Source organism: Solwaraspora sp. WMMD792 (assembly GCF_029626105.1).
In the GTDB taxonomy this organism is placed as follows: domain Bacteria; phylum Actinomycetota; class Actinomycetes; order Mycobacteriales; family Micromonosporaceae; genus Micromonospora_E.
Genome location: NZ_JARUBH010000009.1, coordinates 305,516 through 330,532 on the forward strand (window position 1 = coordinate 305,516; position 25,017 = coordinate 330,532).

Consider the following 25,017-nt stretch of genomic DNA (forward strand, 5'->3'; position numbering starts at 1 on the left):
ACGAGCGAGGTGAGGTGCGGTGAGCACCGAGACACGCGCGGCACCGCTCTACTGCCCCTACTGCGGGGAGGAGAACCTCCGCCCGCACGCCGACGCGCACACCGCCTGGGAGTGCCACGCCTGCGCCCGGGTCTTCACCGTCAAGTTCACCGGACTGCTGGCCCGCAAGGGGGTGTCCCGATGAGCCCGGTGCTCGCCGCGGACCTGAACCTGATCCGGCTCGGTCCGGCCGCCGACCAACCGCCGACCCGGCGCAGCCCCGCCGAGCTGCGGGCCCTCGCCGAACGCGCCGGCCGGGAGCTGGACGGCGCTCCGGCCGAGGAGATCGCCCGGTGGGCGGTGCGGACCTTCGGCGACCGGTTCTGCGTGACCAGTTCGATGGCGGACGGGGTGCTGGCGCATCTGGTCTCCCGGGTGGCGCCCGGCGTCGACGTGGTCTTCCTCGACACCGGGCTGCACTTCCCGGAGACGCTGCGGGTCCGCGACCAGGTGGCCGCGACCATGCCGGTGAACCTGCGGTCGATCCGGCCCCGGATGACCGTCGGCCAGCAGGACGGCGAGTTCGGTCCCCGGCTGTTCAACCGGGCGCCCGACGAGTGTTGCGCGCTGCGCAAGGTCGAGCCGCTGGAGCGGGCGCTCGGCGACTACGATGCCTGGGCCGCCGGGCTGCGCCGTGACGAGTCGCCGACCAGGGCGAACACCCCGGTGGTCGGGTTCGACGCCCGACGCGGCCGGGTCAAGGTGAATCCGATCGCGGCGTGGACCCAGGCGGACGTGGACGCCTACGTGTCCCGGTGGAACATCCCGGTCAACGAGCTGTTCAAGCAGGGTTACACCTCGATCGGCTGCTGGCCGTGCACCCGGCGTACCACCGCTGGCGAGGACCCACGGGCCGGCCGTTGGGCGATGTTCGAGAAGACCGAGTGCGGTCTGCACGTGTGACCGGGCCGATCGTGCTGGTGGCGCACGGCAGCCGGGACCTGCGGGCGGCGACGGCGACCCGGGCGCTGGTCCGGGCGGTCGCTGCGGCCCGGCCGGGGGTCGACGTCCGGGCGGCGTACCTGGACCACGCCGGACCGCGTCCCGGGGCGGTGCTGGCCGACCTGCAGGCTGCCGGCTATCCGGCGGCGACGGTGGTGCCGCTGCTGCTGACCGAGGCGTTCCACGGCCGAGTGGACATTCCCGAGGTGGTGCGGGCCGCGTACCGGGACGGGCTGCGGATGCCGGTGACGACGACCCAGGTACTCGGCCCGTCGGTCGGCTCCGGCGCGGTGGACCCGCTGTTGACTGCCGGGCTGCGGCGGCGACTCGCCGAGGCCGGCACCGGCTGGGACGCCGTGGTGCTCGCCGCCGCCGGCACCCGGTCGGCTCCGGCCCGGGAGACGGTGGCGGTGGCCGCGACGGCGTTCGGTGCCGAGGTCGGGGTGCCGTGCGTCGAAGGGTTCGCGTCGGCGGCGCCGCCGACCGCCGGGGCGGCGGTCGAGACCCTGCGTGCGGCGGGTGCCCGGCGGGTCGCGGTGGCCGCGTACTTCCTGGCACCCGGCCTGCTCTACGACACGGCGATGGCGTCGGCCCGGCAGGCCGGCGCGGTCTGTGTGGCGGCGCCCCTGGCCGGCGCGCCGGAACTGGCCCGGCTGGTGCTGCGGCGGGTCGACCGGGCGGCCGCGCCGGCGCCGGTCTGAGTGCGGTCGCCGCAGCGCAATGTACGACGGCGCCCCGGAGTCAGTTCCGGGGCGCCGTACGGACGTCGCTTGGTGGTCGGGTGGGTCAGGCAGTTTGAGCGCGCAGGACGCGCAGTCCGCCGCGACGCTTGACGGCGCGCCGCTCCTCTTCGCTCATCCCGCCCCAGACGCCAGCGTCCTGTCCGGACTCCAGCGCCCACTGCAGGCACTGGTCGGTCACGGAGCAGCGCCGGCAGACAGCCTTGGCCTGCTCGACCTGCAGGATCGCGGGGCCGGACGTCCCGATCGGGAAGAACAGCTCCGGGTCCTCGTCGCGGCAGACAGCATGGTGACGCCAGTCCATGGCGGCAACACTCCTCATTCTGGATCGGTGGCGGTAAATGCTCCGGTCTTTCTTTATGCGCCCGCGCAGTCGGCCACAACGGAATGCATCCGTCGGATCGGCAGCGCGTTAGCAGGCGTAAGCCTGTGGAACGTTGCTCCTAGCTGCCGCGTGGCGAGCGCATCCAGGCAACGTCCCGGGGTGAATCGGTCCGCTTGTGAATACTTTCACGAACCCCTGCGATGTCAAGAGCAGCGCTCAGAAAAAGTCCAATCGGGTGAGCAACGTCACGACCCTTTTGTCCGTTTTCTGACGCTCACCGACACCCGGAGTGCGACAGTCAAGAATCAATGTAGTACGGTCCGCCCCGCAGTGCAGGCATTTCAGCCACGTGTCTTCCGTGCCTCCGGTCACGCTCCGCAGTCGAAGCTCAGTTACGGAGCGTGTCAGAAGACCACCCGCAAGGCCTCTCGGACCGCCGTGAAACGGACTTTGAGCCGCTCCCCGAGATAATCGCCGTCGAGTTGAAAGGCCTGCGGTTGTGTTGCGGATAGCGTAAATTCGGACAAATCGTGCAGGCGGACGAGCTGGCGGCCGCGCGGATCCGGTCGGCTGGCGGCGACCTGGGCCAGAGTGCGGGTGGTGCTCGGCACATGCAATTGGCGAAGCGCCATCACGTCCAGGCCGAGATCGAAGGACGCCTCCGGATTCGGATTGATCGCCCGTTCACCTATGAACGTCCACGGCGCGGTGTTCTGGACCACGACGGTGGCGAGTTCGGCCGCCACCGGCTCGCCGGCCCGCTCCAACCGGATCGCCGGATGCCGCCGGTCCATGCCAATGAAGAACTCGCTGACCATCGAACGCAGGTAGAGCCCGACGGTCGACCGGCGCCCGCGCAGCCGGGCCCGCTCGACCTGCCGGATCACCGCCGCGTCCAGCCCCAGCCCAGCGCAGAAGGTGAAGTACCGGTCGTCGGCGCGGCCCAGACCGACGGTACGGAACCGCCCGGACCGCAGACCCTCCAGCAGTACGCTCGTCGCCTCCGGCCACTGCGGCGGCAGCCCCACCGCACGAGCGAAGACGTTCGTCGAGCCGAGCGGCACCACCGCCAGTGCCGGCAGCCGGTCCGCCGCCGGACCCGGCAGCGTCTCCCTCGCCGGAGCAGACGTCATCAGGCCGTTGACGGCCTCGTTCACGGTGCCGTCGCCGCCCAGCGTGACCACCACGTCAAAGCCGTCCTCAGCGGCCGCCCTGGCCAACGCGACGGCATGCCCGCGCCGGTGGGTGGACGCCACCGACAGGTCGACTTCGCTGCGCAACGCCCGGACGATCACGTCCCGGGTGCGCTCGCTGGTGGTGGTGGCCTTCGGATTGACCACCAAGAGGGCCCGCATGGGCGGCACTTTATCGCGAGCCGTCGCGGGTATCGTGACGCCGTGACCATCGACGCACAGCCCACACCGGCGACCCTGCGGTGGGCGGTGTGGGCGTTGGCCGGGGAATCGGTGGCCGTCGGGCTGGTCGCCGGCTACCTCGCGTACCAGGACGTCACCAGCACCGCGACCGACCTCGCCTCGGCGCTGATCGTCACCGGGTTCGCCGTCGGCGGCGCGGTGCTGCTGGCGGTGCTGGCCCGTGCCGTGGCCCGCCGCCGCAGCGCGGCGCGGGCACCGGCCATCGTCGCGCAGTTGATGCTGCTACCGGTCGGCTATTACATGATCGTCGGCGGCCTGGCCTGGCTCGGCGTGCCGCTGATCGGGCTCGGGCTGGTGGTGACCGCTCTGCTGGTGGCCCCACCGACGACCCGGGCCTTCGGGCTGGAGTGACCAACCGAACACCGGCGGGACGGCCGCCGGTGGAGAACTCCTGCGGGGGTCAGCGGCCGCCGGACCGGCGGGTGAGCAGTCTGATGCTGGCCTGGCCGCTGCTGGCGGTCGCCGACGCCGAGCTGGTCAACGCCCGGAGCACCTTCCAGGCGAAGGAGGAGTCCGGTGGCAGCCGGGCATCGCGTACCGTCGCGACGGCGACCTCGACGGTCAGCGCGTCGTCGGTCACCGAGAACCGGCACTGCAGGTCCGCGTCGCGGGTGGCGACGGCGAGCAGCATGGCGCAGGCCTCGTCGACCGCGATCCGCAGATCCTCGATCTCGTCCAGCGCGAAGTGCAGGCGTGCGGCCAGCCCGGCCGTCGCGGTACGCAGCACGCTCAGGTAGCCACCGTCGGCAGGCACGGTGAGCAGCACCACGTCATCATCGACGGTCGGCTCGGATTGTGTGACCAGCGAACTCATCCCGGATACCCCCGCGTGGACTCTACCGGTTGACGTCTATCCCTGCGGTGTCATCCGGAGCGATTCGTCGTCCGACCGAGCCGGGCGGGTGGTACGCGGCACCTACCACGGCCTCGGCGGGGCGGCCCGTGCCCGGCGGACCCGGCCGGCCGGTGCGCGATGCGCACCGGCCGGACCGACGGATCACGCCTGCTTGGTCTCCCAGAAGATCTTCGCGATCTCGTCGATCTTGACCAGCAGCTCGTCCGCCTTGGCCGGGTCGACCGACGCCTTGGTCCCGCCGCCGCCACCGGCGAGCTTGGTCGCCTCGTTGAACAGCTGGTGCAGCTGCGGGTACTTCTCGAAGTGCGGCGGCTTGAAGTAGTCGGTCCAGAGCACCCACAGGTGGTGCTTGACCAACTCGGAGCGCTGCTCCTTGATGATCAGCGCCCGGGTGCGGAACTCCGGGTCGGTGTTCGCCTGGTACTTCTCCGCGATCGCCTTGATGGATTCGGCCTCGATCCGGGCCTGCGCCGGGTCGTAGACGCCACAGGGCAGGTCGCAGTGGGCGCTGACCACCGTGCGCGGAGTAAACATGCGTAGAAGTCGCATCAGGACCCTCCGTGTGTTGGCCGGCGGCACGATCGCCGGCACGCGTAAGCTGGAGGATGATCCTCCCTGGCGACCCTATCGCGCATCGGGCTCGCGGACCGGGCGGGAGGTGCAAGTGCTTTCACCACTGTTCGCCGTGCTCGTGCACGGACCGTCGATGGCCCCCACCTTGCGGCACGGCGACGCGCTGCTGGTCCGCCGGGGCGGGCGGACGGTCCGCCCGGGGGACGTGGTGGTCGCCACCTTCCGGTCCCGTCCTGGACTGCTGGTGGTCAAACGAGCGGTACGGGCCGAATCCGGCGGTTGGTGGTTGCGCGGGGACAACGATCTGGTCACCGACGACTCGCGCGCCTTCGGGGTGGCCGACGTGCGTGGCCGGGTGCTGTGTCGCTACTGGCCGCGGCCACGCCGGGTGGGCCCGGGTCACCGACTGCTGTGAACCACTTCGCAGGAAACCGCGCTGTGTGACACTATGCTCGACACGGAATCCGGGTGACCCCCGCAGCGCCTTCGCCGGTCAACGCTGACCTCGCGCCGAGCCGGCGGCTATTTATCACGCTCAACGGCTCTGGAGTCACCATGTCTACTGTGGCAATTTCTGACCCGGTCTTCGACCTGCATCGGGGCGGCAAGATGGCGATCACGCCCACCGTCGCACTGGCCGACCGGGACGACCTTTCACTCGCGTACACGCCGGGGGTGGCCCGGGTGTGCGAGGCGATCGCCGCCGATCCGACCCTGGTCGACGACTACACCTGGGTGTCGCACACGGTCGCGGTGGTCACCGACGGCACCGCGGTGCTCGGCCTCGGTGACATCGGCCCACGCGCCGCGATGCCCGTCATGGAGGGCAAGGCGGTGCTGTTCAAACAATTCGGCGACGTCGACGCGGTGCCGATCTGCCTGGACACCCGGGACATCGACGCGATCGTGGCGACGGTCACCGCCCTGGCGCCATCGTTCGGCGGGATCAACCTGGAGGACATCAGCGCGCCACGCTGCTTCGAGATCGAGCGCCGCCTCGACGAGGCGCTGCCGATCCCGGTCTTCCACGACGACCAGCACGGCACGGCGATCGTGGTGCTGGCCGCCCTGCGCAACGCGGTGGCCCTGCTGGACCGCAAGCTCGGCGACCTGCGGGTGGTGGTCAGCGGTGCCGGCGCGGCCGGCGTCGCGGTGACCCGGATGCTGATCGCCGGCGGCGTCGACCCCGCGAAGACCGTGGTCTGCGACTCGCGCGGCATCATCCACTCTGACCGGGCGGACCTCACCGGGGTCAAGGCCGAGTTGGCCGCGATGACCGCCGCCTGTGCCGGTGGCATCGCCGACGCGCTGGTCGGCGCCGACGTGCTGATCGGCCTCTCCGGCGGAAAGATCGACGAATCGGCGGTCGCCGGCATGGCACCCGGCGGGATCGTCTTCGCGCTGGCCAACCCGACGCCCGAGGTCCACCCGGAGATCGCCCACCGGTACGCCGCCCTGGTGGCCACCGGCCGCAGCGACTTCCCCAATCAGATCAACAACGTGCTGGCCTTCCCCGGCGTGTTCCGGGGTGCCCTGGACGCCGGTGCCACCCGGATCACCGAGGGGATGAAGGTGGCCGCCGCCGACGCGATCGCCGGCGTCGTGGCCGACCTGCTGCAACCGGAGGCGTTCGTGCCGTCGGCACTCGATCCTCGGGTCGCGCCGGCGGTCGCCGCAGCGGTCGCCGCCGCCGCCCGCCGCGACGGCGTCGCCCGCCGCTGACCTGCGGTGCCGGCCGGAACGCACGGCGCGCCGGCCGGCACCACGGCTGCTAGCGTGCGGTGCATGCGAGCTGTCTTCGCCTCGACCGTCGACGCCGACGACCCGCTTGCCGCGCTGCGCGTCGGTGAGCTGCCCGAACCGGACCTGCCCGCCCCGGACTGGACAGTGGTCGAGGTCCGGGCCAGCTCCCTCAACCACCACGACCTGTGGTCGCTGCGCGGCGTCGGGCTGCCCGCCGACCGGCTGCCGATGATCCTCGGCTGTGACGCCGCCGGGGTCGACGACGCCGGCAACGAGGTCGTCGTCCACTCGGTGGTGCCCGACCCGGCGGACCCGCGCGGCATGTCGATCCTGTCCGAGCGCTACCCGGGCACGTTCGCCGACCGGGTCGCGGTGCCCCGGTCGAACCTGACCCCGAAACCCACCGAGCTGACCTTCACCGAGGCGGCCTGCCTGCCCACCGCCTGGCTGACCGCGTACCGGATGCTGACCACCCGGGGCCGGGTCGACCAGGCCGAGTCGGTGCTGGTCCAGGGGGCGGGCGGTGGGGTGGCGACGGCGGCCGTGGTGCTGGCCGTCGCGTTGGGCAAGCGGGTCTACGCGACCAGCCGGGACGCCGGAAAGCGGGAGCGGGTCGCCGCGCTCGGTGCCACCGCCCTGGCGCCGGGCAGCCGACTACCGGAGCGGGTCGAGGTGGTGATCGAGACCGTCGGCGCGGCCACCTTCGACCATTCGATGAAGTCCGCCGCGCCCGGTGCCCGGATCGTGGTGTCCGGTGCCACCAGCGGCCACCTGCCCGCCGTCGACCTGCGCCGGGTGTTCGCCATGCAGCTGGAGATCCTCGGCACCTCGATGGGTACCCCTGACGAGCTGCGGGATCTGCTGGCGCTGTGCGCGCAGCGGGGCATCCGGCCGGTCGTCGACACCGAGTACGCCTTCAGCGAGGTACGCGACGCATTCACCCGGCTGCACGCCGGCGGCACGTTCGGCAAACTGGTGCTCGACCACCGGCGCTGACGGGCCGGGTCACCGACGGGCCGGGTCAGAGCTGGTTGTCGAAGACGGCGACCCCGGCCGGCGGGTCGTCGGCCAGCCGCTGCCGGGCGGCGTCGTCGCCGTACAGCGTCCACCGCAGGAAGTCGGTGCTGGTGCCGAGCACCACGTCGTACGCCGGGTTGCCGGGCCGCAGCAGCGACTGACCGTGGTCGCCGTCGGGCAGGCTCAGCATCGCCTTCGGCCACGGCACCCGGTCGTACGCCGCCTTGCCCGACGCGTACGACACCACCTCGTCCAGCTCGCCGTGGATGAACAGCTGCGGTGCGGCGGCCCCGCTGAACGCCGTACCGACGCCGAGCGCGCTGCCGGCCAGCACGACGCCAGCGTCCAGCCGGTCGTCCCGGGCGGCGGTGAACAACCCGACGGTGGTGATACCACCGGCCGAATGCCCGGCGGCGGCGACGCTTTCGAGGTCGAGCCGGCCGGCGAACTCGTCACCGTCGCGGCCGTCGAGCGCCAGCAACTCGTCCAGTACGTGCGACGCGTCCGCCGGCTGGTTGAGCACGTCCAGCGCGTTGCCGCCGGAGCCGCCCTGACTGGTGAACGGGTAGGTCGGGGCGGCGACGACGAACCCGGCCGCCGCCCACTCGGACAGCACCGTACGGTAGTCGGCCGGCTTCCCGCCGAGGCCGTGGCTGAACAGCACCACCGGGTACCGGCCGTCTCCGCCGACCGGGTACCAGACGGTGACCGGCAGCGGCCGGTCACCGCGGTTCAGAGCAAGGGTGCGGGTCCCGACGTCGAGTCGCCGCGTCGGTGCCGGTCGGCCGGGCCGCTGGTCGGGCTGCGTCGATGTCGAGTCAGGCTGTCCCGTCTCGGCGGCGGGCTGCGTCGACGTCGGGGCGTCGGCCACCGGACCGGGCACGGCGGTGCCGCAGCCGGTCAGCGAGGTGGTGAGCAGACCGACGGTGAGCAGGCCGGCTACCGCCGGACGGAAGTCACGCATTGGACGATTGTTACCGGCATCCGCCGGGTCGACCACCGGCATCCGCCAGGTCGGTGACCGGCGTCCGCCGGGTTGATCACCGGCTCGCGCCGGCCGGTCGTGGCAGCGTCCGGCCGACTTCGCTAGGGTCTTCGTCATGTCTGACGAGTACGTCGATCCGAGCGGCAACACCGAGGCCTTCCGGGCCTTCCAGACCTCGCCGCCGCCGGTCGCCGACCAGCCGTCCCGGCTGCCGCTGATCATCGGTGTCGCGGTGGCGGTGGTGATCGTGGCCGCGATCGCCCTCTGGCTGGTGCTCTGATCCTTCTCCGGCCCCGCGGCGGCCAGGATCAGCCGTCGGTCAGCACCGCCCGCGTCTGACTGGCGATCTCGTACTCCTCGTCGGTGGGGACCACCCACACCTGCACCGGCGTGCCGTCCGGGGAGATCATCCGCTCGCCTTGGCCCTCGTCGTTGCGCCGCGCGTCGACCTGGACACCGAGCCGGTCGAGCCCGGCCAGCGCCGCCGCCCGCACCGGCCCGGCGTTCTCGCCGACCCCGGCGGTGAAGACGATCGCGTCGACCCGACCGAGCAGCGCGTGGTACCCGCCGACGTAGAACCGGATCCGGGCACAGTAGATGTCGAAGGCGAGCCGGGCCGCCGGATCCCCGTCGGCGCGTCGGCGCAGCACCTCGCGCATGTCGCCGGCCCCGGTCAGCCCGACCAGGCCGCTGCGCTGGTTGAGCAGCCGGTCGACGTCGGCGGTCGACCAGCCGGCCACCCGTTCCAGGTGAAACACCACCGCCGGGTCGAGGTCGCCACTGCGGGTGCCCATCACCAGACCCTCCAACGGTGACAGCCCCATCGAGGTGGCCACGCTGCGGCCACCGGCCACCGCGCAGGCGCTGGCCCCGTTGCCCAGGTGCAGGGTGATCACATCGACGTCGGCCGGTGCCCGGCCGAGCAGGGCGGCGGCCCGCCGGGACACGTACGCGTGCGAGGTGCCGTGGAACCCGTACCGGCGGATGCCGTACCGCTGCGCGACGTCGGCGTCGATCGCGTAGCTGGCCTGCTCCGGCGGCAGGGTGCGGTGGAAAGCGGTGTCGAAGACCGCGACCTGCGGCACACCGGGCAGCAGCCGGCGGGCCTGGGCGATCCCGGTCAGGTTGGCCGGGTTGTGCAGCGGAGCGAGCGGCACCAGCCGCTCGATCTCGGCGACCACCTGGTCGGTGATCAGCGTCGGCTCGGCGAACCGGACACCGCCGTGCACCACCCGGTGCCCGACCCCACCGAGCCCGGTCAGGTCGACCCGTTCGGCCATCAGCCGCAGCGCGGCCGCATGGTCGGCCGGCCCGCCACCGGGCTCGCCGATCCGTTCCACGGTGCCCTTGTCGACCACCTTGTCGCCGTCGAAGAGCTGGTATTTCAGCGACGACGAGCCGCAGTTGAGCACCAGGATCCGGGCCACGTCGCTCATCGCGCGGCCGCCTGGATCGCGGTGATCGCCACGGTGTTGACGATATCGGGCACGGTGGCTCCCCGGGACAGATCGTTGACCGGCCGGCGCAGACCCTGCATGACCGGCCCGACGGCGACCGCACCGGCCGAACGCTGCACCGCCTTGTAGGTGTTGTTGCCGGTGTTCAGGTCGGGGAAGACGAAGACGGTGGCCCGGCCGGCGACGTCGCTGCCGGGCAGTTTGGTGGCGGCGACCGTTGGGTCGATCGCCGCGTCGTACTGGATCGGGCCCTCGACCAGCAGGTCCGGGCAGCGCTTGCGGACCAGGTCGGTGGCGGCGGCGACCTTGCGGACGTCGTCGCCGCTGCCGGAGGTCCCGGTGGAGTAGGACAGCATGGCGACCCGTGGCTCGATGCCGAACCGGGCGGCGGTCTGCGCCGAGCTGACCGCGATGTCGGCCAACTGGTCGGCGTCCGGGTCCGGGTTGACCGCGCAGTCGCCGTACACCAGCACCCGGTCGGCGAGCAGCATGAAGAACACGCTGGACGCGACCGACACGTCCGGCAGCGTCTTGATGATCTCGAAGGCGGGGCGGATCGTCGCGGCGGTGGTGTGGGTGGCCCCGGAGACCATGCCGTCGGCGTGCCCGACGTGCACCATCATCGTGGCGAAGTAGTTGACGTCGCCCATCACGTCGTGCGCCAGCTCCCAGGTGACGCCCTTGTGCCGGCGCAGCTCGGCGTACCGGGACGCGAAGTCGTCGCGCCACGGGCTGACCGCCGGGTCGACGACGCCGACCCCGTCGATCTGCACGCCCAGCTCGCGGGCCCGGCGGCCGATGTCGTCGGCGTCGCCGAGCAGGGTCAGGTCGGCGACGCCGCGCCGTAGCAGGATCTCGGTGGCCCGCAGGATCCGCTCGTCGGTGCCCTCCGGCAGCACCAGCCGGCGGCGGGCGGCCCGGGCCCGGTCGATCAGCGCGTACTCGAACATCATCGGGGTGACCCGGGCCGACCGGGTCACGTCCAGCCGGCGGGCCAGCTCGGTCGTGTCCACGCTGGACTCGAAGGCGCCGAGCGCCGCCTCCACCTTGCGAGGGTTCGCGGTGCTGGGCCGGCCGGAGATCCGTCCGGCGGTGGCGACCGCATGGAAGCTGTCCGCCGGTGCGGACAGCACCGCCAGGTTGGTGCCGAGCCGCTCCACCAGGCGCATCGCCCGCGGGTCGGGCCGTTCGCCCAGGGTCAGCGCCACCCCGGCCAGCGACACCAGCCCGGCGGCGTGCGCCGCGCTGACCGCGACCAGCAGGTCCGCCCGGTCGCCAGGGGTGATCACCAGTGCGCCGTCGACGAGATGGTCCAGCAGCACCGGCACGTGCGCCGCGCCGACCACGAAGTCCAGCACGTCACGGCTCAAGGCGGTGTCGTCGCCGGCCAGCACGGTGGCGTCGAGGGCGCCGGCGACCTCGGCGACGGTCGGTGCGGAGACGGCCGGGATCTCCGGGATGGCGTAGACCGGCACCGGCAGCGTCGGCGTCACCACCCCGGCGTCGACCCGGTTCGCGATCACCGCCAGCACCGTCGCACCGAGCTCGGTCAACGAGTGGTACGCGCTGCGGGCCGCGCCGGCGACCTCGGCGGTGTCCCGACGGATCCCGTCGACGAGAGCCACCACCACGCTGCCGAACTCGGTGGCCAGCCGGGCGTTGAACGCCAGCTCGCGGGGGAGACCGCCGTTGTCGCCGGTGTCGTCGAAGTCGCTGCCGATCACCAGCACCGCCGGGCAGCGCCGCTCCAGTTCGCGGTACCGGTCGACGATCCGGGAGATCAGCTCCTCCCGCCGGCCGTCGGCGACCAGCTCGGCCGCCTCGGCGTAGCTGGCCCCGTACAGCTGGCCGTCGGGCAGGTCGATCCGGTAGCGCTCACGCAGCAGGGTCAGGGTCGCGTCCGGGCCGGCGCCGGCGAGCAGCGGCCGGAACACCCCGATCCGTTCGACCCGGCGGGACAGCAGCTCGGCCAGGCCGAGGGCGACGGTGGACTTGCCGCCACCGGGGCCGAGACCGGCAAGGTAGACACTTCGCGCCACCGCCCCAACGTACAAGGCGCAGGCGCCCGGAGTCTGGTGACCTTGGTCCCGGCCCGGGTGGGTCCAGCGTCAGCTGGTCGTCAGTCGTCCTCGTCGTCGAGCCGGGCCAGCCAGGTGGCGAACCGTTCCACCGGGGTCTCGAACTCCGGGTGCAGGTCGACGAAGTCACGCAGCCGTTCGGCGAGCCAGGAGATGGCCACCTCCTCCTCGCCGCGGCGCTGCGCCAGTTCCTCGATGCCCCGGTCGGTGAAGTACACGTGTGCCCCCCGGTCAGCGTCGCGGCAGCGCGGCGTCGATCAGCGCGGACTGCTCGACGTCGTGCAGCTTCGTCGAGCCGACCGCCGGCGCCGCCGCCGCCGGCCGGGAGATCCGCCGCAGCCGTACGCCGTCGAGATGCTCCAGCAGGTTGAGCGCGACGAACGACCAGGCACCCTGGTTGGCCGGCTCCTCCTGGACCCAGGCGAAGTCCTCGGCGTTCGGGTAGCCGGCAAGCGCCGCCCGGATCTGCTCCACCGGCAGCGGGTACAGCTGCTCCATCCGGACGATCGCGGTGTCGGTGTCGAGCTGACCGTTGCCGCCGGCGACCGCGTGCCGTTCGGCACGGGCCTGCAGCAGGTCGTAGTAGATCTTGCCGGTGCACAGCAGCACCCGCTTGACCGCCTCCGGCCGGCCGTCGGCCACCGGGTCCGGCAGCACCGGCTGGAAGGTGCCGGAGGTGAAGTCGGCGACAGAGGAGACGCAGAGCTTGTGCCGCAGCAGCGACTTGGGGGTGAACACCACAAGTGGCTTGCGCTTCGGCGACAGAGCCTGCCGGCGCAGCAGATGGAAGTAGTTCGCCGGGGTGGACGGGATCGCGACGCGCATGTTGTCCTCGGCGCACATCTGCAGGTAACGCTCCGGACGCCCGGACGTGTGGTCCGGGCCCTGACCTTCGTGGCCGTGCGGCAGCAGCAGGGTCAGTGCCGACCGCTGCCCCCACTTGACCTCGCCGGAGGAGACGAACTCGTCGACGATCGACTGGGCACCGTTGACGAAGTCGCCGAACTGCGCCTCCCAGAGCACCAGCGCCTCCGGGTTCTCCACCGAGTAGCCGTACTCGAAGCCCATCGCCGCGTACTCGCTGAGCAGTGAGTCGTGCACGAAGAACCGCGACTCGTCGGTGACCAGACTGGCCAGCGGCAGGTAGTCCCGCCCGGTGCGGGCGTCGACCACCGAGGCGTGCCGCTGTACGAAGGTGCCACGGCGGGAGTCCTGGCCGGCCAGCCGGACGGTGACGCCGTCGGCGAGCAGCGTGCCGAACGCGACGATCTCGCTGAAGCCCCAGTCGATGTCGCCGGAGACCGACATCTTCGCCCGCCGCTCCAGCAGCTGCTGGATGCGCTTGTGCGGGGTGAAGCCCTCCGGCAGGTCCACGTGCGCGTCGCCGACCGCCCGCACGGCGGCGGCGTCCACCGCGGTCGCCACCTGCGGCTCCGGCTCCGGCTGACGGCTGGGCAACCGGCTGGTAGCCGAGGTGGCGGCGTCCCGGGTCGCCTTGAACACCTGCTCCAGCTGGGTCTGGTAGTCGCGCAGCAGCTCCTCGGCGTCGGTGATGGTGATGTCACCCCGGCCGATCAGCTCCTCGGTGTAGAGCTTGCGGACGCTGCGCTTGGAGTCGATGATCGCGTACATCAGCGGGTTGGTCATCGACGGGTCGTCGCCCTCGTTGTGCCCGCGCCGCCGGTAGCAGACCAGGTCGATCACGACGTCCTTGTTGAACGCCTGGCGGTACTCGAAGGCGAGCCGGGCGACCCGGACCACCGCCTCCGGGTCGTCGCCGTTGACGTGGAAGATCGGCGCCTGGATCATCCGGGCCACGTCGGTGGAGTAGAGCGACGAGCGGCTGTGCTCCGGCGCGGTGGTGAAACCGACCTGGTTGTTGACCACCACGTGCACCGATCCGCCGGTACGGTAGCCGCGCAGCTGCGACAGGTTGAGCGTCTCGGCGACCACGCCCTGCCCGGCGAACGCGGCGTCACCGTGTACCAGCAGCGGCAGGACGGTGTAGCCCTCCAACTTGAGGTCGATCCGGTCCTGCTTGGCCCGGACGATGCCCTCCAGCACCGGGTCGACCGCCTCCAGATGCGACGGGTTGGCGGTCACCGACACGGTGATGCCGTGCTCGCCGTCCGGGGTGGTGAACTTGCCGACCTGACCGAGGTGGTACTTGACGTCCCCGGAGCCCTGAGTGGACTTCGGGTCGAGGTGCCCCTCGAACTCGGAGAAGATCTTCTCGTACGGCTTGCCGACGATGTTGGCGAGCACGTTGAGCCGGCCCCGGTGGGCCATGCCGATGACCACTTCGTCGAGGTCGGCCCGGGCCGAGGACTGCAGGACCTCGTCCAGCAGCGGGATCAGCGACTCGCCGCCCTCCAGTGAGAAGCGTTTCTGCCCGACGTACTTGGTCTGCAGGAAGGTCTCGAACGCCTCGGCTGCGTTGAGCCGGTTGAGGATGTGCTTCTGCTCGGCCGCGTCGGGCTTCTCATAGCCGCGTTCGATGCGTTCCTGGATCCAGCGGCGCTCCTCCGGATCCTGGATGTGCATGTACTCGATGCCGACCCGACGGCAGTAGGAGTCGCGCAGCACGCCGAGGATCTGCCGCAGCTTCATCCGCTGCTGGCCGGCGAAGCCGTCCACCGGGAAGGTGCGGTCCAGGTCCCACAGGGTCAGGCCGTGCTGCAGCACGTCCAGGTCCGGGTGCTTGCGGATCTTGAACTCGAGCGGGTCGGTGTCGGCCATCAGGTGCCCGCGCACCCGGTACGCGTGGATCAGCTCGTTGACTCGCGCCGTCTTGTTGATCTGCCCCTCGGAGCTGACCGCCACGTCGCGCACCCAGCGCACCGGCTCGTACGGGATCCGCAGCGCGGTGAAGAGCTGGTCGTAGAAGCCATGCTCGCCGAGGATCAGCTCGTGCATGGTCTTGAGGAACTCGCCGGACTGCGCACCCTGGATGATCCGGTGGTCGTAGGTGCTGGTCAGCGTGATCACCTTGCTGACCGCCAGGTCGGCGAGGGTCTCTTCGGACATTCCGGCGTACGGGGCCGGGTACTCCATCGCGCCGACGCCGATGATCGCCCCCTGCCCGGTCATCAGCCGGGGCTGGGAGTGCACCGTGCCGATGCCGCCCGGGTTGGTCAGCGAAATCGTGGTGCCGTTGTAGTCGTCCATGGTCAGCTCGCCCCGGCGGGCGCGGCGGACCACGTCCTCGTACGCCTGCCAGAACTGCCGGAAGTCCATCTGCTCGCACGCCTTGATCGACGGCACCACCAGGGTCCGGGAGCCGTCCGGCTTGGCCAGGTCGATGGCGATGCCGAGGTTGACGTGCTCCGGCGCGACCATGTTCGGCTTGCCGTCGATCTCGGCGAACGAGTTGTTCATCTCCGGGTGCTCGACCAGCGCCCGGACCATGGCGTACCCGATCAGATGGGTGAAGCTGACCTTACCGCCACGGCCCCGGGCCAGGTGATTGTTGATCACGATGCGGTTGTCGACCAGCAGCTTGGCTGGGACCGCGCGCACGCTGGTCGCGGTCGGCACCGCCAGCGACGCGTCCATGTTCTGCACGATCCGGGCGGCGACCCCGCGCAGCGGCGTCTGCCGGCTGCCGCCGGCCATCGAACCGTTGCCGGCGGGTGCCTTGTCTGCTGCTGCCTTGTCCGCTGGTGCCTTGGTCGCCGTTTTGGTCGCGGCGGACCGGCCGCCGGTGGACTTGCCGGCGGCGGTCTTTCCGGTGCTCTCCGTGCCGGCGGCCGGCCTGGTCGGTGCTGCCTTGCCCGCCGGTGCCGTCCTGCCGGTCGGCGCGTTCGCCCGGGTGGGGCTGCTCTTGGCCGCGGCGGGCTCGGCCGCCCGGCGGGTGGTCCCGCGACCCGGCGCGGACGCTTCGGTCTGCTGGACGGACCGCGCGGCCGGCGCGTCGGTGCCGGCCCGGGCGGCGGCCGTGGTCGCCGTCGCGGCGGCCGCCTCGGTCGGCGAGGCGACCTGCTCGGGGCTGTAGTCGGCGAAGAAGTCGTGCCAAGCCGGATCTACGCTGGCGGGATCGGTGAGATACTTCTGGTACATCTCATCGACGATCCACTCGTTCGGGCCGAAGCCCGCCAGCGGATTGTCCTGCGAAGTCTGCTGGGTCGACACGGCCGGTAATCGCCTCTTTCACGCGGTCGGATTTGTCACGCGGGGGACGCCACCAGGGTCGGGGCGCTGGTCGGGGACGGCTACCAGGCTACGCCGTACGCCGACGGGCGGCATTGTCGCATGCGGCTCGTGTCACTTTTCACAACGGTTGCCCCAGCCGTACCGGCCGGCACGGCGGTTGCCGTACCGGCCGGAATGGCAGGTCAGTAGTGGTATGCCCGACCGGTCAGGAGATGTCCCGACGGCGGGTGATCACCGTACCGACGATGCCGGTCAACAGCGCGTAAGCGATCAGGATCAGCGCACCGGTCCACCGGGGTGGGCTGTCCGGCAGGTCGGTGCCGGCGACCATCAGCTGCGACGCGATCGAGGGCACCAACCACTGCAGGTCACTGATCCAGTCGCCGAACCGGGACGCCAGCGTGGCCAGGATGATCGCCGTGCCGAGGTAGCCACCCAGGTAGAGCAGGATCGCCGAGACGGTGGCCCCGAGCTGGCTGCGGATCAGCACTCCGAAGCCGACCCCGAAGATCGCCCACAGCAGGTAGGCCAGGCCGTTGAGCCCGACCGCCTCCCAGACCGCGCCCGAGCCGAACTCCGGACCGATGTCGAAGGTGGCCAGCACCAGCGCGCCGGCGATCAGGTTGACCACCGTGGTGATCAGCCAGAAGACGAAGCCGAGCAGCGACGCGGCGGCCAGCTTCGCCAGCACCACCTCGGTACGTCGAGGGCTGGTCAGGAAGGTCGTGGTCGCGGTCTGATGGAAGTACTCGTTGGTCACCACGATCACACCGAGCAGCATCACGACCAGCAGCCCGAAGAACTGGCCGTTGGTGTAGAGGTTGGCCGCCAGCGCCGGCGCCTCACTGACCGCGCTGAGCACCTCGTCGTTCTCCGGCGTCGTCGGGCCGAACCGTTCCGGGTCGGACAGCACGCTGGTCTGCACGTAGTTGACCAGCAGGGTGACCGCCCACAGCGGCAGGTAGATCAGGCCGAAGACCCACCAGGTGGCGGTGGTGGTGATCTTGAGCAGCTCGCTGCGTACCAGGTTCATCGGATGGCCGCCTTCGCGCTGGTCAGTTCCAGGAAGACCCGTTCCAGGTCGGGTCGTTCGGTGCTCAACTCGTGCAGCTCGACGCCCTCGGCCAGCGCGGTCCGGCCGACCGTCGGCGCGTCCACCCCGACGACCAGCAGCGCACCGTCCGGCGCGGTCTGCACCGTCGCCTCGGCCCGGCTCAACGCCGCCGTCAGCTTCTCGCCGTGCGGCGTGCGGACCCGGATCGTCGGGGCACCGGACATCGAGGCCATCACCTCGGCGACCGGACCGTGCCGGACCAGCCGACCAGCCGCGATGATCACCACGTCGTCGGCGAGCAACTGCATCTCGGCCAGCAGGTGGCTGGAGACGAGCACCGTACGGCCCTGCGCGGCGAACGACTTGAGCAGGTCACGCATCCAGCGGATCCCCTCGGGATCCAGGCCGTTGGCCGGCTCGTCGAGGATCAGCACCTTCGGATCGCCCAGCATCGCCGCGGCGATCCCCAGCCGTTGCCGCATGCCGAGCGAGTAGCCCTTGAACTTGCGCTTCGCGGCCGGCGTCAACCCGACCAGGCCGAGCGTCTCCTCGGCGCGGCGCAGCGGGAACCCGGCGGCGGCGCAGATCACCCGCAGATGGTTGATACCGGAGCGGCCCTTGTGCGCGCTGGACGCCTCCAGCACCGCGCCGACGTGCCGCAGCGGATCGGTCAGGTCGGCGTACCGCCGCCCGCCCACGGTGGCATGACCGCTGGTCGGCGTGACCAGGTTGAGCATCATCCGCAGGGTGGTCGTCTTGCCGGCCCCGTTCGGGCCGAGAAAACCGGTCACCCGCCCCGGCTCCACGGTGAACGACAGATCGTCGACCGCGCGGACGTTGCGGTACTGCTTGGTCAGCCCGGAGACGACGATGCGTCCGTCCTCCGACATGTGGCTCCTCTCGTCACACCGCCCCGTCATCCGGCGGCGGGGCCGGCGATGGCGATCCAGGTCGCCCGGGCCGCCGCCAGCGGTTGTCCCGCAGCATCGTAGAGCGTCGTGCGTACCTCGGCCTTGCGGCCGCTGGTTCCGAGCAACTCGCCGACCACCACGCAGCGTTCGCCCGGTGCCGGCAGCGCGGCCACCGTCGCGGTCATCCGGCCCAGCAGGTACGGCCGGTCGGGGGCGAGCACCGTCCAGCCGCCGGGGCAGTCCAGCGCGGCCCAGACCGTCGGCACCGTACGGTCGTCCGGCACGACGAACGGCGCGGCGGTGCGTCCGTCACCCACCGGCCCGGGAAACACCCGCAGACCGTCGGGGTGCCGTGGGCCGCAGACGTAGCAGTCCGGGAACGGATGCGCGTCGTGGCCCGGGTACCGGGCGCTGGCGGCCTCCGCCGTGGCCAGATCGACCGGCGGTACGGTCGGCCCGCCCACCGGGCCGCCCGAGCCGTCGACCGGGCCGGTCAGGCCGTCGATCGGGCCGTCGACCGCCTCGGCCTCGGCGATCAGCGTCACCGGATCCGCGCCGGCCTCCACCCGCAGCGTGTCCTCGGCCGGGCGGACCACCCGCAGTTCGGTGTCCAGCGGCGGCGGCCGGCGCAGGGTCACCCGGACCGGTCGACCCCCGACCACGGTGGCCGGCTCGGCGCGCAGCAGCGCCTGGGCGAACCGGCCGGCCGCGTACCCGCCGTTGGCGGAGCCGGTCGGGCCGTTGAACCGGGCAGAGATCAGCACCGGACCATCCTCGCAGTCGGTCGCCACCGCCGTTCACCGGATCGACACCGGTGCCATCCGCTGTCGACACGTCGACGGTTCCGGGGCACCTTACACACATCTCATGGCCGTGTTGCTGACCGCCGCCACCCCAGCCAGGACCAGCGAGTATGTCGTCTCCGTCGCCGACGACCCCGATCAGGTCGCCGCCGCGCAACGACTGCGTCGCCAGGTGTTCGCCGCCGAGTTCGGTGCCGGTTCCGACCCCCGCTCCGGCGGGGTGGACGCCGACCGGGACGTGGACGGGTTCGACGAACACTGTGACCATCTGATCGTCCGGCACGGCCGGACCGGTGCCGTGGTCGGCACCTACCGGCTGCTGCCGCCGGACCGCGCCGCCCGGCTCGGCCGCTGGTACGCCGACACCGAGTTCGACACCAGACCGCTCCGGCTGATCGGTGACCACCTGGTGGAGGCCGGCCGGGCCTGCGTGCACCCCGACCACCGGGGCGGCGCGGTGATCAACCTGATCTGGGCCGGCATCGCCCGCTACCTGCGGGAACGTGACCTGCGCTGGCTGGGCGGCTGCGCCTCGGTGCCACTGCACGACGGCGGGGCGAGCGCCCACGCGGTCTGGCGCACGGTCCGGGACGGGCACCTGGCCCCGCCGCTGCTGCGGGTGCGGCCCCGCCGCCCCTGGCTCGCCGAACCCGAACCGCCACCCGCACCGGTCCTGCCGAGGACCGGTCGGGTCGGCATGCCGCCGTTGCTGCGCGGCTACCTGCGACTCGGTGCCTGGGTGTGCGGCGAACCCGCGTACGACCCCGACTTCGCGGTCGCTGACCTGTACGTGCTGCTGTCGCTGGACCGGACCGATCCCCGTTACCTGCGTCACTTCCTGGAGCTGTGATGGCACCGCGACCGCTCGGCAGGTCACCGCGACCCCTCGGCAGGTCACCGCGACCGCTCGGGCACGGCACCTTCTGGCGACCCCGATCCGGGTGCGGTGCCGGCTGCCTGCCGCCCCCGCCCACCGTGCCCGCCGCCGACCGGCTCACCCGGCTGACCCGGCTGACCGGCGTGCTCGGCATGCTCGCCGCCGGGCTGGTCCTGCTGGTGCTGCTGCCGCTGCTCACCCGGCGGCTGCGTCCGGTCGCCGGGCGGCTGTGGGCCCGCGGACTGCTGCGTACGCTCGGCGTCCGGCTGCGGCTGGTCGGCCGGCTGCCGGCCCGGGCGGCGCTGCTGGCCGCCAACCACGTCTCGTGGCTGGACACCCTGGCCATCCTCGCCGTCACCCCGGCCCGGCTGCTGGCCAAGCGGGAGATTCGCGGCTGGCCGGTGATCGGCGCGCTGGCCCGGGTCGGCGGCACCCTGTTCATCGACCGAGACCGGCCCCGTACGCTGCCCGGCACGGTCGCCGACGTCGCCGCAGCGTTGCGCGCCGGCCACCAGATCGCGGTGTTCCCGCAGGCCACCACGACCTGCGGCACCGCCGGCCGGGCCACCTCCGCCGGCCGGTGCAGCTCCGGTGCGCCGCGCCCGGCACCGTTCCGCCCCGCGCTGTTCCAGGCCGCCCTCGACGCCGAGGTGCCGGTCGTCCCGCTCACCCTGACGTACCACTTCGCCGGCCCGGCCGGGCCGGCGGCGACCGGGGTGGCAGCGACCGGGCCGGTGCCGACCAGCGTGGCGGCGTTCATCGGGGACGAGGCGTTGTGGCCGTCGGTACGGCGGGTGCTCGGGCTGCGGGATCTGGTGGTGACGCTGGACGCCGGCGCACCGCTGCCGCCGGACCGGTCCCGGCACCGGCGGGCACTCGCCCGGCTCGCCGACCGCGACCCGGCACCGACCCGCTCTGCCCTCGACCTCGTCGGCTGAGGTCACTCGTCCCGGACGTCGAGCTCACTCTCAGCTGATTGTCAGCGGCTCCCCAGGCCGAACCCAGACCGATCCGGGATGATGCGGTCATGACCGCATCGCAGACCGAGGCGAAGCTGCTCGTCGTCGAGGACGACCCGAACATCCTCGAACTGCTCTCCGCCAGTCTGCGGTTCGCCGGATTCGACGTCACCACCGCGACCAGCGGCAGCGCCGCGCTGAACGCCGCCCGCGAGCGCCGGCCGGACCTCGTGGTGCTCGACGTCATGCTGCCCGACCTGGACGGCTTCGAGGTGATCCGGATGATGCGGGAGGCCGGCACCCGTACCCCGGTGGTCTTCCTCACCGCGCGGGACGCCACCGACGACAAGATCCGCGGGCTGACCCTCGGCGGCGACGACTACGTCACCAAGCCCTTCTCACTGGAGGAGCTGACCGCCCGGATTCGGGCGGTGCTGCGGCGTACCAGCAACGGCGGTCAGACCTCCTCCCGGCTCACCTTCGCCGACCTGGAACTGGACGAGGAGACCCACGAGGTCTACCGGGCGGGCAACCGGGTGCAGCTGTCACCGACCGAGTTCAAGCTGCTGCGCTACCTGATGCTCAACGCCAACCGGGTGCTGTCCAAGGCGCAGATCCTCGACCACGTGTGGAACTACGACTTCCGGGGCGACGACAACATCGTCGAGTCCTACATCTCGTACCTGCGCCGCAAGATCGACAACACCCAGCCCCGTCTCATCCACACCCTGCGTGGCGTCGGCTACGTGCTGCGCAAACCAGCGGCGTGAACAGGCCGACGCTGGCAACCGCCCCGGTGACAGGCTGGCTGCGCGGCGTACCGCTGCGGGTCAAGCTGGTCACGTCGGTGCTCAGCCTGGTCCTCACCGCGCTGCTGGTGATCAGCGTGAGCAGCGCGTTCTTCCTGCGCAGCTACCTGGTCGACCAGATCGACACGGACCTGCGCGACTACGTCGTGAAGCTGCGCGACGACGTGAGCAAGGCGCAACGCCTGCCGGTGTGGGACCAGCCCGCCTCGGTCGACGCCCCGCTGCCGACCAACTACCTGGTGGTCGTCTCGTACCAGGACGGCCCGCTCGGCGGGCCCTACTACGACGACGACCGGATCGCCACCGGCGAGCTGCCGCGCTGGCCGGCCGACTGGGACGGCTTCGCCGCGCTGCAGGGCGAGCCGAAGACCGTGTACGCCCGCAACGGCGCCCCACGCTGGCGGATGCTCTACGCGTCGCTGCCCACCGGCGACGTCATCGCGGTCGGGCAGAGCCTCGTCGACGTCGACCGGGCGGTCAGCCGGCTGGTCTGGATCGACATCCTGGTCGGTATCGGAGTGGTGACGCTGCTGGCACTGGCCGGTGCCGCGATCGTACGGACCAACCTGCGGCCGCTGGTCGAGATCGAGCAGACCGCGGCGGCCATCGCCGCCGGTGACCTGAGCCGGCGGGTGCCCGACCCGGAGCCGGGCGCGCACGTGCCGCAGACCGAGCTGGGCCGACTGTCCCGCACGCTCAACGCGATGCTGACCCAGATCGAGGCGGCGTTCACCGCGCGGGCGAGTTCTGAGTGGGCGGCCCGGATGGCCGAGGCGTCGGCCCGGGAAGCCGCCGTCGCGGCCCAGTCCTCGGAGACCCGGGCCCGCCGGTCCGAGGAGCGGATGCGCCAGTTCGTCGCCGACGCCTCGCACGAGCTGCGTACCCCGTTGACCACCATCCGCGGCTTCGCCGAGCTGTACCGGCAGGGGGCCGCCGCCGCGTCGCCGCAGGAAGCGGCCCGGCTGGTCCGCCGGATCGAGGACGAGGCGGCCCGGATGGGTCTGCTGGTGGAGGACCTGCTGCTACTGGCCCGCCTCGACCGGGAACGCCCGTTGGATCTGGCGCCGGTCGAGCTGCCGGTGCTGGCCAGCGACGCGGTGCAGGCGGCCCGGGCGGTCGACCCGCAGCGCCGGGTGGAGCTGGACATCGGGCCCGGTGCCGGCCGGCTGGTGGTGCTGGGCGACGACGCCCGGCTGCGTCAGGTGATCGGCAACCTGATGACCAACGCGATCAACCACACCCCGGCCGACACGCCGGTCACGCTGCGGTTGCGGGCCACCGAGCCGGGGTTCGCCACGGTCGAGGTGGCCGACGAGGGGCCCGGTCTCACCCCGGAGCAGTCCGAACGGGTCTTCGAGCGGTTCTACCGGGCCGACGCCGCCCGTACCCGCAGCACGGAGCGGCCGACCGGCACCGGACTCGGGCTGGCGATCGTCGCCGCCCTCGTCGTCGCCCACTCGGGCACCGTCGAGGTGCACAGCGAGCCCGGCCAGGGTGCCACCTTCCGGGTCCGGCTTCCGCTGGCCGACACCGACCTCGCCGACACCGAATCCATCGACGATGGCGAATCATGATTTTCAGCAAAGCCTCAGCCGCAAATCAGGTGCGTCAAAGTGCCGGGGGGCAATCTGAATACATGAGCGAGCACGAGACCACGCCGCCGGCGGAGCCGTCGGACAAGGCTCAACCGCCGGCCAGCCCTTGGCAGGCCCCTGCCGCGTCGGGCCAGCCCGACCCGGCCACCGGTCGTTCGTCCACCGACTGGACGCCGACCAACCAGCCGTACGCCGGCTCACCCGCACCGGCCCAGCCCGCGCCCAACTCACCCGCAGCTGAGGCGCCCGCGTCGGCTCAGCCCGCGTCTGAGGCGCCCGCGTCGGCTCAGCCCGCGTCTGAGGCGCCCGCGTCGGCCCAGCCCGCGTCGGCCCAGCCGGTCACCGGACCGCCGCTCGGCGGCCAGCCGCAGGCCGGCCCGTACGCCCCCGGCTACGCCCAGGTGCCGTACGGGCCCGGCCAGCACGGGCAGTGGAGCCACGGCCAGCCGTACGCCGGCCACGGCTACAGCCAGCCGCACGTCAGCTGGTCGCCGCCGCCCGGCGCCGCCGCCCAGGCTGGCGCCCAGCGACCGCCGAACCGGGTCGGTCGGATCGTCGCCGGCTCGGCGGTCGTCCTCGCCCTGATGCTCGGCTCCGGTGCGGTCGGCGGTGCGGTGGTGGCCGCCTTCGACAACGGCAGCGCGGCGCCGGCGGTGCAGACCGGCAGCAACGGCGGCGGCAGCGCGGCACCGGTGATCGACCGCTCGTCGCTCGCCGAGATCGCCGACGCCGTCCAGGACAGCGTGGTGTCGATCTCCACCGGCTCCGGTGAAGGCTCCGGCGTGGTGCTCAACGCCGAAGGCTTCATCCTGACCAACAACCACGTCGTCGAGTCGGCACGCGGCGGATCGGTCACCGTGTACTTCGCCGACGGTGGCTCCGCGTCCGGCAGCGTGGTCGGCACCGACGCGCGTACCGACCTGGCCGTGGTCAAGGTCGACGACGTGGACGGGCTGTCCCCGGCGACCCTCGGCGACAGCAGCACGATGCGGGTCGGCGACACCGTACTGGCCCTGGGCAGCCCGCTGGGTCTGCAGGGTTCGGTGACCGCCGGGATCATCAGCGCGCAGGACCGCACCATCTCGGTGGGTGGCGGCCAGCAGCAGAGCCCGTTCGGCGGCGGCGGTCAGGTCAGCTCGATGTCCGGGCTGCTGCAGACCGACGCCCCGATCAACCCGGGGAACTCCGGTGGAGCCCTGGTCAACACCAACGGTGAGGTGATCGGGATCAACACCGCGATCGCCACCTCCGGGCAGGGCGAGGGCAACATCGGCGTCGGCTTCGCGATCCCCAGCAACAAGGCCAAGGACGTGGCCGAAGCGCTGATGGCCGGCGAGGAGGTCAGCCACCCGTACCTCGGGGTGAGCGTGACCGCGGCCGACGGCGGCGGCGCGTTGATCGCAGCGGTCGAGGACGGCAGCCCGGCTGACCAGGCCGGCCTGGCCCAGGGCGACGTGGTCGTGCAGATCGGCGACACCCCGGTGAACGACTCGGACGACCTCGTCGCGGCGGTGCAGTCCGGCCAGGTCGGGGAGCAGATCGAGATCACCTACGAGCGCGACGGCGAGGCGCGGACCGCCTCCGCCACCCTCGTCGACGCGCCGTGACCACGACATGACGACAGATTGACTTGCCTCCCCAGAAAAGAGCGGCGGGTGGTGTGACC

Annotated in this window: 25 protein-coding genes; 13 read left to right on the plus strand and 12 right to left on the minus strand. The window is 71.9% G+C overall.

Annotated elements, in window-relative coordinates; translation table 11 throughout:
- Positions 1-19: 19 nt before the first annotated feature.
- From O7629_RS02830 to O7629_RS02840, 3 genes are read left to right on the plus strand one after another with little or no spacing between them, the layout of a single operon-like run.
- Entirely contained in the window at positions 20-184 is a 165-nt protein-coding gene (locus tag O7629_RS02830) for a hypothetical protein (RefSeq protein ID WP_278167297.1), read from the plus strand.
- Positions 181-942: a phosphoadenylyl-sulfate reductase gene (locus O7629_RS02835; RefSeq protein WP_278167298.1), complete on the plus strand. Its 762-nt coding sequence runs from the start codon at positions 181-183 to the stop codon at positions 940-942. The genes O7629_RS02830 and O7629_RS02835 overlap by 4 nt, the downstream gene beginning before the upstream one ends.
- Positions 924-1,682: a CbiX/SirB N-terminal domain-containing protein gene (locus O7629_RS02840; protein WP_278167305.1), complete on the plus strand. Its 759-nt coding sequence runs from the start codon at positions 924-926 to the stop codon at positions 1,680-1,682. The genes O7629_RS02835 and O7629_RS02840 overlap by 19 nt, the downstream gene beginning before the upstream one ends.
- Positions 1,683-1,767: 85 nt before the next feature.
- On the opposite strand, the gene O7629_RS02845 is transcribed toward O7629_RS02840, so the two are convergent.
- Together O7629_RS02845 and O7629_RS02850 are read right to left on the minus strand one after the other, a co-directional pair.
- On the minus strand, positions 1,768-2,025 hold the full coding sequence (locus O7629_RS02845) for a WhiB family transcriptional regulator (RefSeq protein ID WP_123605230.1): 258 nt from the start codon (positions 2,023-2,025) through the stop codon (positions 1,768-1,770).
- 425 nt (positions 2,026-2,450) lie between these two features.
- Entirely contained in the window at positions 2,451-3,401 is a 951-nt protein-coding gene (locus O7629_RS02850) for a diacylglycerol kinase family protein (RefSeq protein WP_278167306.1), read from the minus strand.
- A gap of 42 nt (positions 3,402-3,443) precedes the next feature.
- On the opposite strand from O7629_RS02850, the gene O7629_RS02855 reads away from it, so the two are divergent.
- A complete protein-coding gene (locus O7629_RS02855) occupies positions 3,444-3,833 on the plus strand; it encodes a hypothetical protein (RefSeq protein ID WP_278167307.1) in 390 nt (129 codons plus the stop codon).
- Positions 3,834-3,882: 49 nt separating this feature from the next.
- Here the strand turns inward: O7629_RS02855 and O7629_RS02860 are convergent, their stop codons facing one another.
- Positions 3,883-4,296: an ATP-binding protein gene (locus O7629_RS02860; RefSeq protein ID WP_278167309.1), complete on the minus strand. Its 414-nt coding sequence runs from the start codon at positions 4,294-4,296 to the stop codon at positions 3,883-3,885.
- A gap of 183 nt (positions 4,297-4,479) precedes the next feature.
- Positions 4,480-4,887: a superoxide dismutase, Ni gene (sodN, locus tag O7629_RS02865; RefSeq protein ID WP_123605226.1), complete on the minus strand. Its 408-nt coding sequence runs from the start codon at positions 4,885-4,887 to the stop codon at positions 4,480-4,482.
- Between the two features lie 109 nt (positions 4,888-4,996).
- Between sodN and O7629_RS02870 the strand changes: the two genes are divergently transcribed.
- The 3 genes from O7629_RS02870 to O7629_RS02880 all read left to right on the plus strand — a co-directional run bounded on the left by O7629_RS02870 (position 4,997) and on the right by O7629_RS02880 (position 7,650).
- Entirely contained in the window at positions 4,997-5,326 is a 330-nt protein-coding gene (locus tag O7629_RS02870) for a S24/S26 family peptidase (RefSeq protein ID WP_278167312.1), read from the plus strand.
- 140 nt (positions 5,327-5,466) lie between these two features.
- Entirely contained in the window at positions 5,467-6,633 is a 1,167-nt protein-coding gene (locus O7629_RS02875; protein WP_278167314.1) for an NADP-dependent malic enzyme, read from the plus strand.
- Between the two features lie 54 nt (positions 6,634-6,687).
- Positions 6,688-7,650 (plus strand): zinc-binding dehydrogenase, encoded by a 963-nt coding sequence (locus O7629_RS02880; RefSeq protein ID WP_278167316.1) that lies wholly within the window; start codon positions 6,688-6,690, stop codon positions 7,648-7,650.
- Positions 7,651-7,675: 25 nt separating this feature from the next.
- On the opposite strand, the gene O7629_RS02885 is transcribed toward O7629_RS02880, so the two are convergent.
- Complete coding sequence (locus tag O7629_RS02885; protein WP_278167318.1) at positions 7,676-8,635, minus strand: chlorophyllase; 960 nt, start codon at positions 8,633-8,635, stop codon at positions 7,676-7,678.
- Between the two features lie 136 nt (positions 8,636-8,771).
- On the opposite strand from O7629_RS02885, the gene O7629_RS02890 reads away from it, so the two are divergent.
- The gene (locus tag O7629_RS02890; protein WP_278167320.1) at positions 8,772-8,936 is read left to right on the plus strand and encodes a hypothetical protein; all 165 of its coding nucleotides are present in this window, start codon (positions 8,772-8,774) and stop codon (positions 8,934-8,936) included.
- Between the two features lie 28 nt (positions 8,937-8,964).
- On the opposite strand, the gene O7629_RS02895 is transcribed toward O7629_RS02890, so the two are convergent.
- The 7 genes from O7629_RS02895 to O7629_RS02925 form a co-directional block, all read right to left on the minus strand.
- Positions 8,965-10,083, minus strand: a complete 1,119-nt coding sequence (locus tag O7629_RS02895) for an acetate kinase (protein WP_278174376.1) — start codon at positions 10,081-10,083, stop codon at positions 8,965-8,967.
- A 5-nt stretch (positions 10,084-10,088) separates the two neighbouring features.
- On the minus strand, positions 10,089-12,152 hold the full coding sequence (gene pta, locus O7629_RS02900) for a phosphate acetyltransferase (RefSeq protein ID WP_278167322.1): 2,064 nt from the start codon (positions 12,150-12,152) through the stop codon (positions 10,089-10,091).
- Positions 12,153-12,232: 80 nt separating this feature from the next.
- Entirely contained in the window at positions 12,233-12,409 is a 177-nt protein-coding gene (locus O7629_RS02905; protein ID WP_199757927.1) for a DUF6104 family protein, read from the minus strand.
- A 13-nt stretch (positions 12,410-12,422) separates the two neighbouring features.
- Positions 12,423-16,322 carry a multifunctional oxoglutarate decarboxylase/oxoglutarate dehydrogenase thiamine pyrophosphate-binding subunit/dihydrolipoyllysine-residue succinyltransferase subunit gene (locus O7629_RS02910; RefSeq protein ID WP_278167324.1) on the minus strand — a complete coding sequence of 1,300 codons (3,900 nt, stop codon included), beginning with the start codon at positions 16,320-16,322 and terminating at the stop codon, positions 12,423-12,425.
- Between the two features lie 226 nt (positions 16,323-16,548).
- On the minus strand, positions 16,549-17,376 hold the full coding sequence (locus O7629_RS02915) for an ABC transporter permease subunit (protein ID WP_278167325.1): 828 nt from the start codon (positions 17,374-17,376) through the stop codon (positions 16,549-16,551).
- Entirely contained in the window at positions 17,373-18,287 is a 915-nt protein-coding gene (locus O7629_RS02920) for an ATP-binding cassette domain-containing protein (RefSeq protein WP_278167326.1), read from the minus strand. The genes O7629_RS02915 and O7629_RS02920 overlap by 4 nt, the downstream gene beginning before the upstream one ends.
- Positions 18,288-18,313: 26 nt before the next feature.
- Entirely contained in the window at positions 18,314-19,072 is a 759-nt protein-coding gene (locus tag O7629_RS02925) for a hypothetical protein (protein ID WP_278167327.1), read from the minus strand.
- Positions 19,073-19,175: 103 nt separating this feature from the next.
- Between O7629_RS02925 and O7629_RS02930 the strand changes: the two genes are divergently transcribed.
- The 5 genes from O7629_RS02930 to O7629_RS02950 all read left to right on the plus strand — a co-directional run bounded on the left by O7629_RS02930 (position 19,176) and on the right by O7629_RS02950 (position 24,958).
- Positions 19,176-19,961 (plus strand): GNAT family N-acyltransferase, encoded by a 786-nt coding sequence (locus O7629_RS02930; RefSeq protein ID WP_278167328.1) that lies wholly within the window; start codon positions 19,176-19,178, stop codon positions 19,959-19,961.
- On the plus strand, positions 19,961-20,926 hold the full coding sequence (locus O7629_RS02935; RefSeq protein ID WP_278167330.1) for a lysophospholipid acyltransferase family protein: 966 nt from the start codon (positions 19,961-19,963) through the stop codon (positions 20,924-20,926). Before O7629_RS02930 ends, O7629_RS02935 begins: the two co-directional genes overlap by 1 nt.
- An 89-nt stretch (positions 20,927-21,015) precedes the next feature.
- Positions 21,016-21,717, plus strand: a complete 702-nt coding sequence (locus tag O7629_RS02940; RefSeq protein WP_278167332.1) for a response regulator transcription factor — start codon at positions 21,016-21,018, stop codon at positions 21,715-21,717.
- Positions 21,714-23,330, plus strand: coding sequence for a HAMP domain-containing sensor histidine kinase (locus tag O7629_RS02945; protein WP_278167334.1), 1,617 nt, complete (start codon positions 21,714-21,716; stop codon positions 23,328-23,330). The genes O7629_RS02940 and O7629_RS02945 overlap by 4 nt, the downstream gene beginning before the upstream one ends.
- Positions 23,331-23,392: 62 nt before the next feature.
- The gene (locus O7629_RS02950) at positions 23,393-24,958 is read left to right on the plus strand and encodes a trypsin-like peptidase domain-containing protein (RefSeq protein WP_278167335.1); all 1,566 of its coding nucleotides are present in this window, start codon (positions 23,393-23,395) and stop codon (positions 24,956-24,958) included.
- Positions 24,959-25,017: the final 59 nt, after the last annotated feature.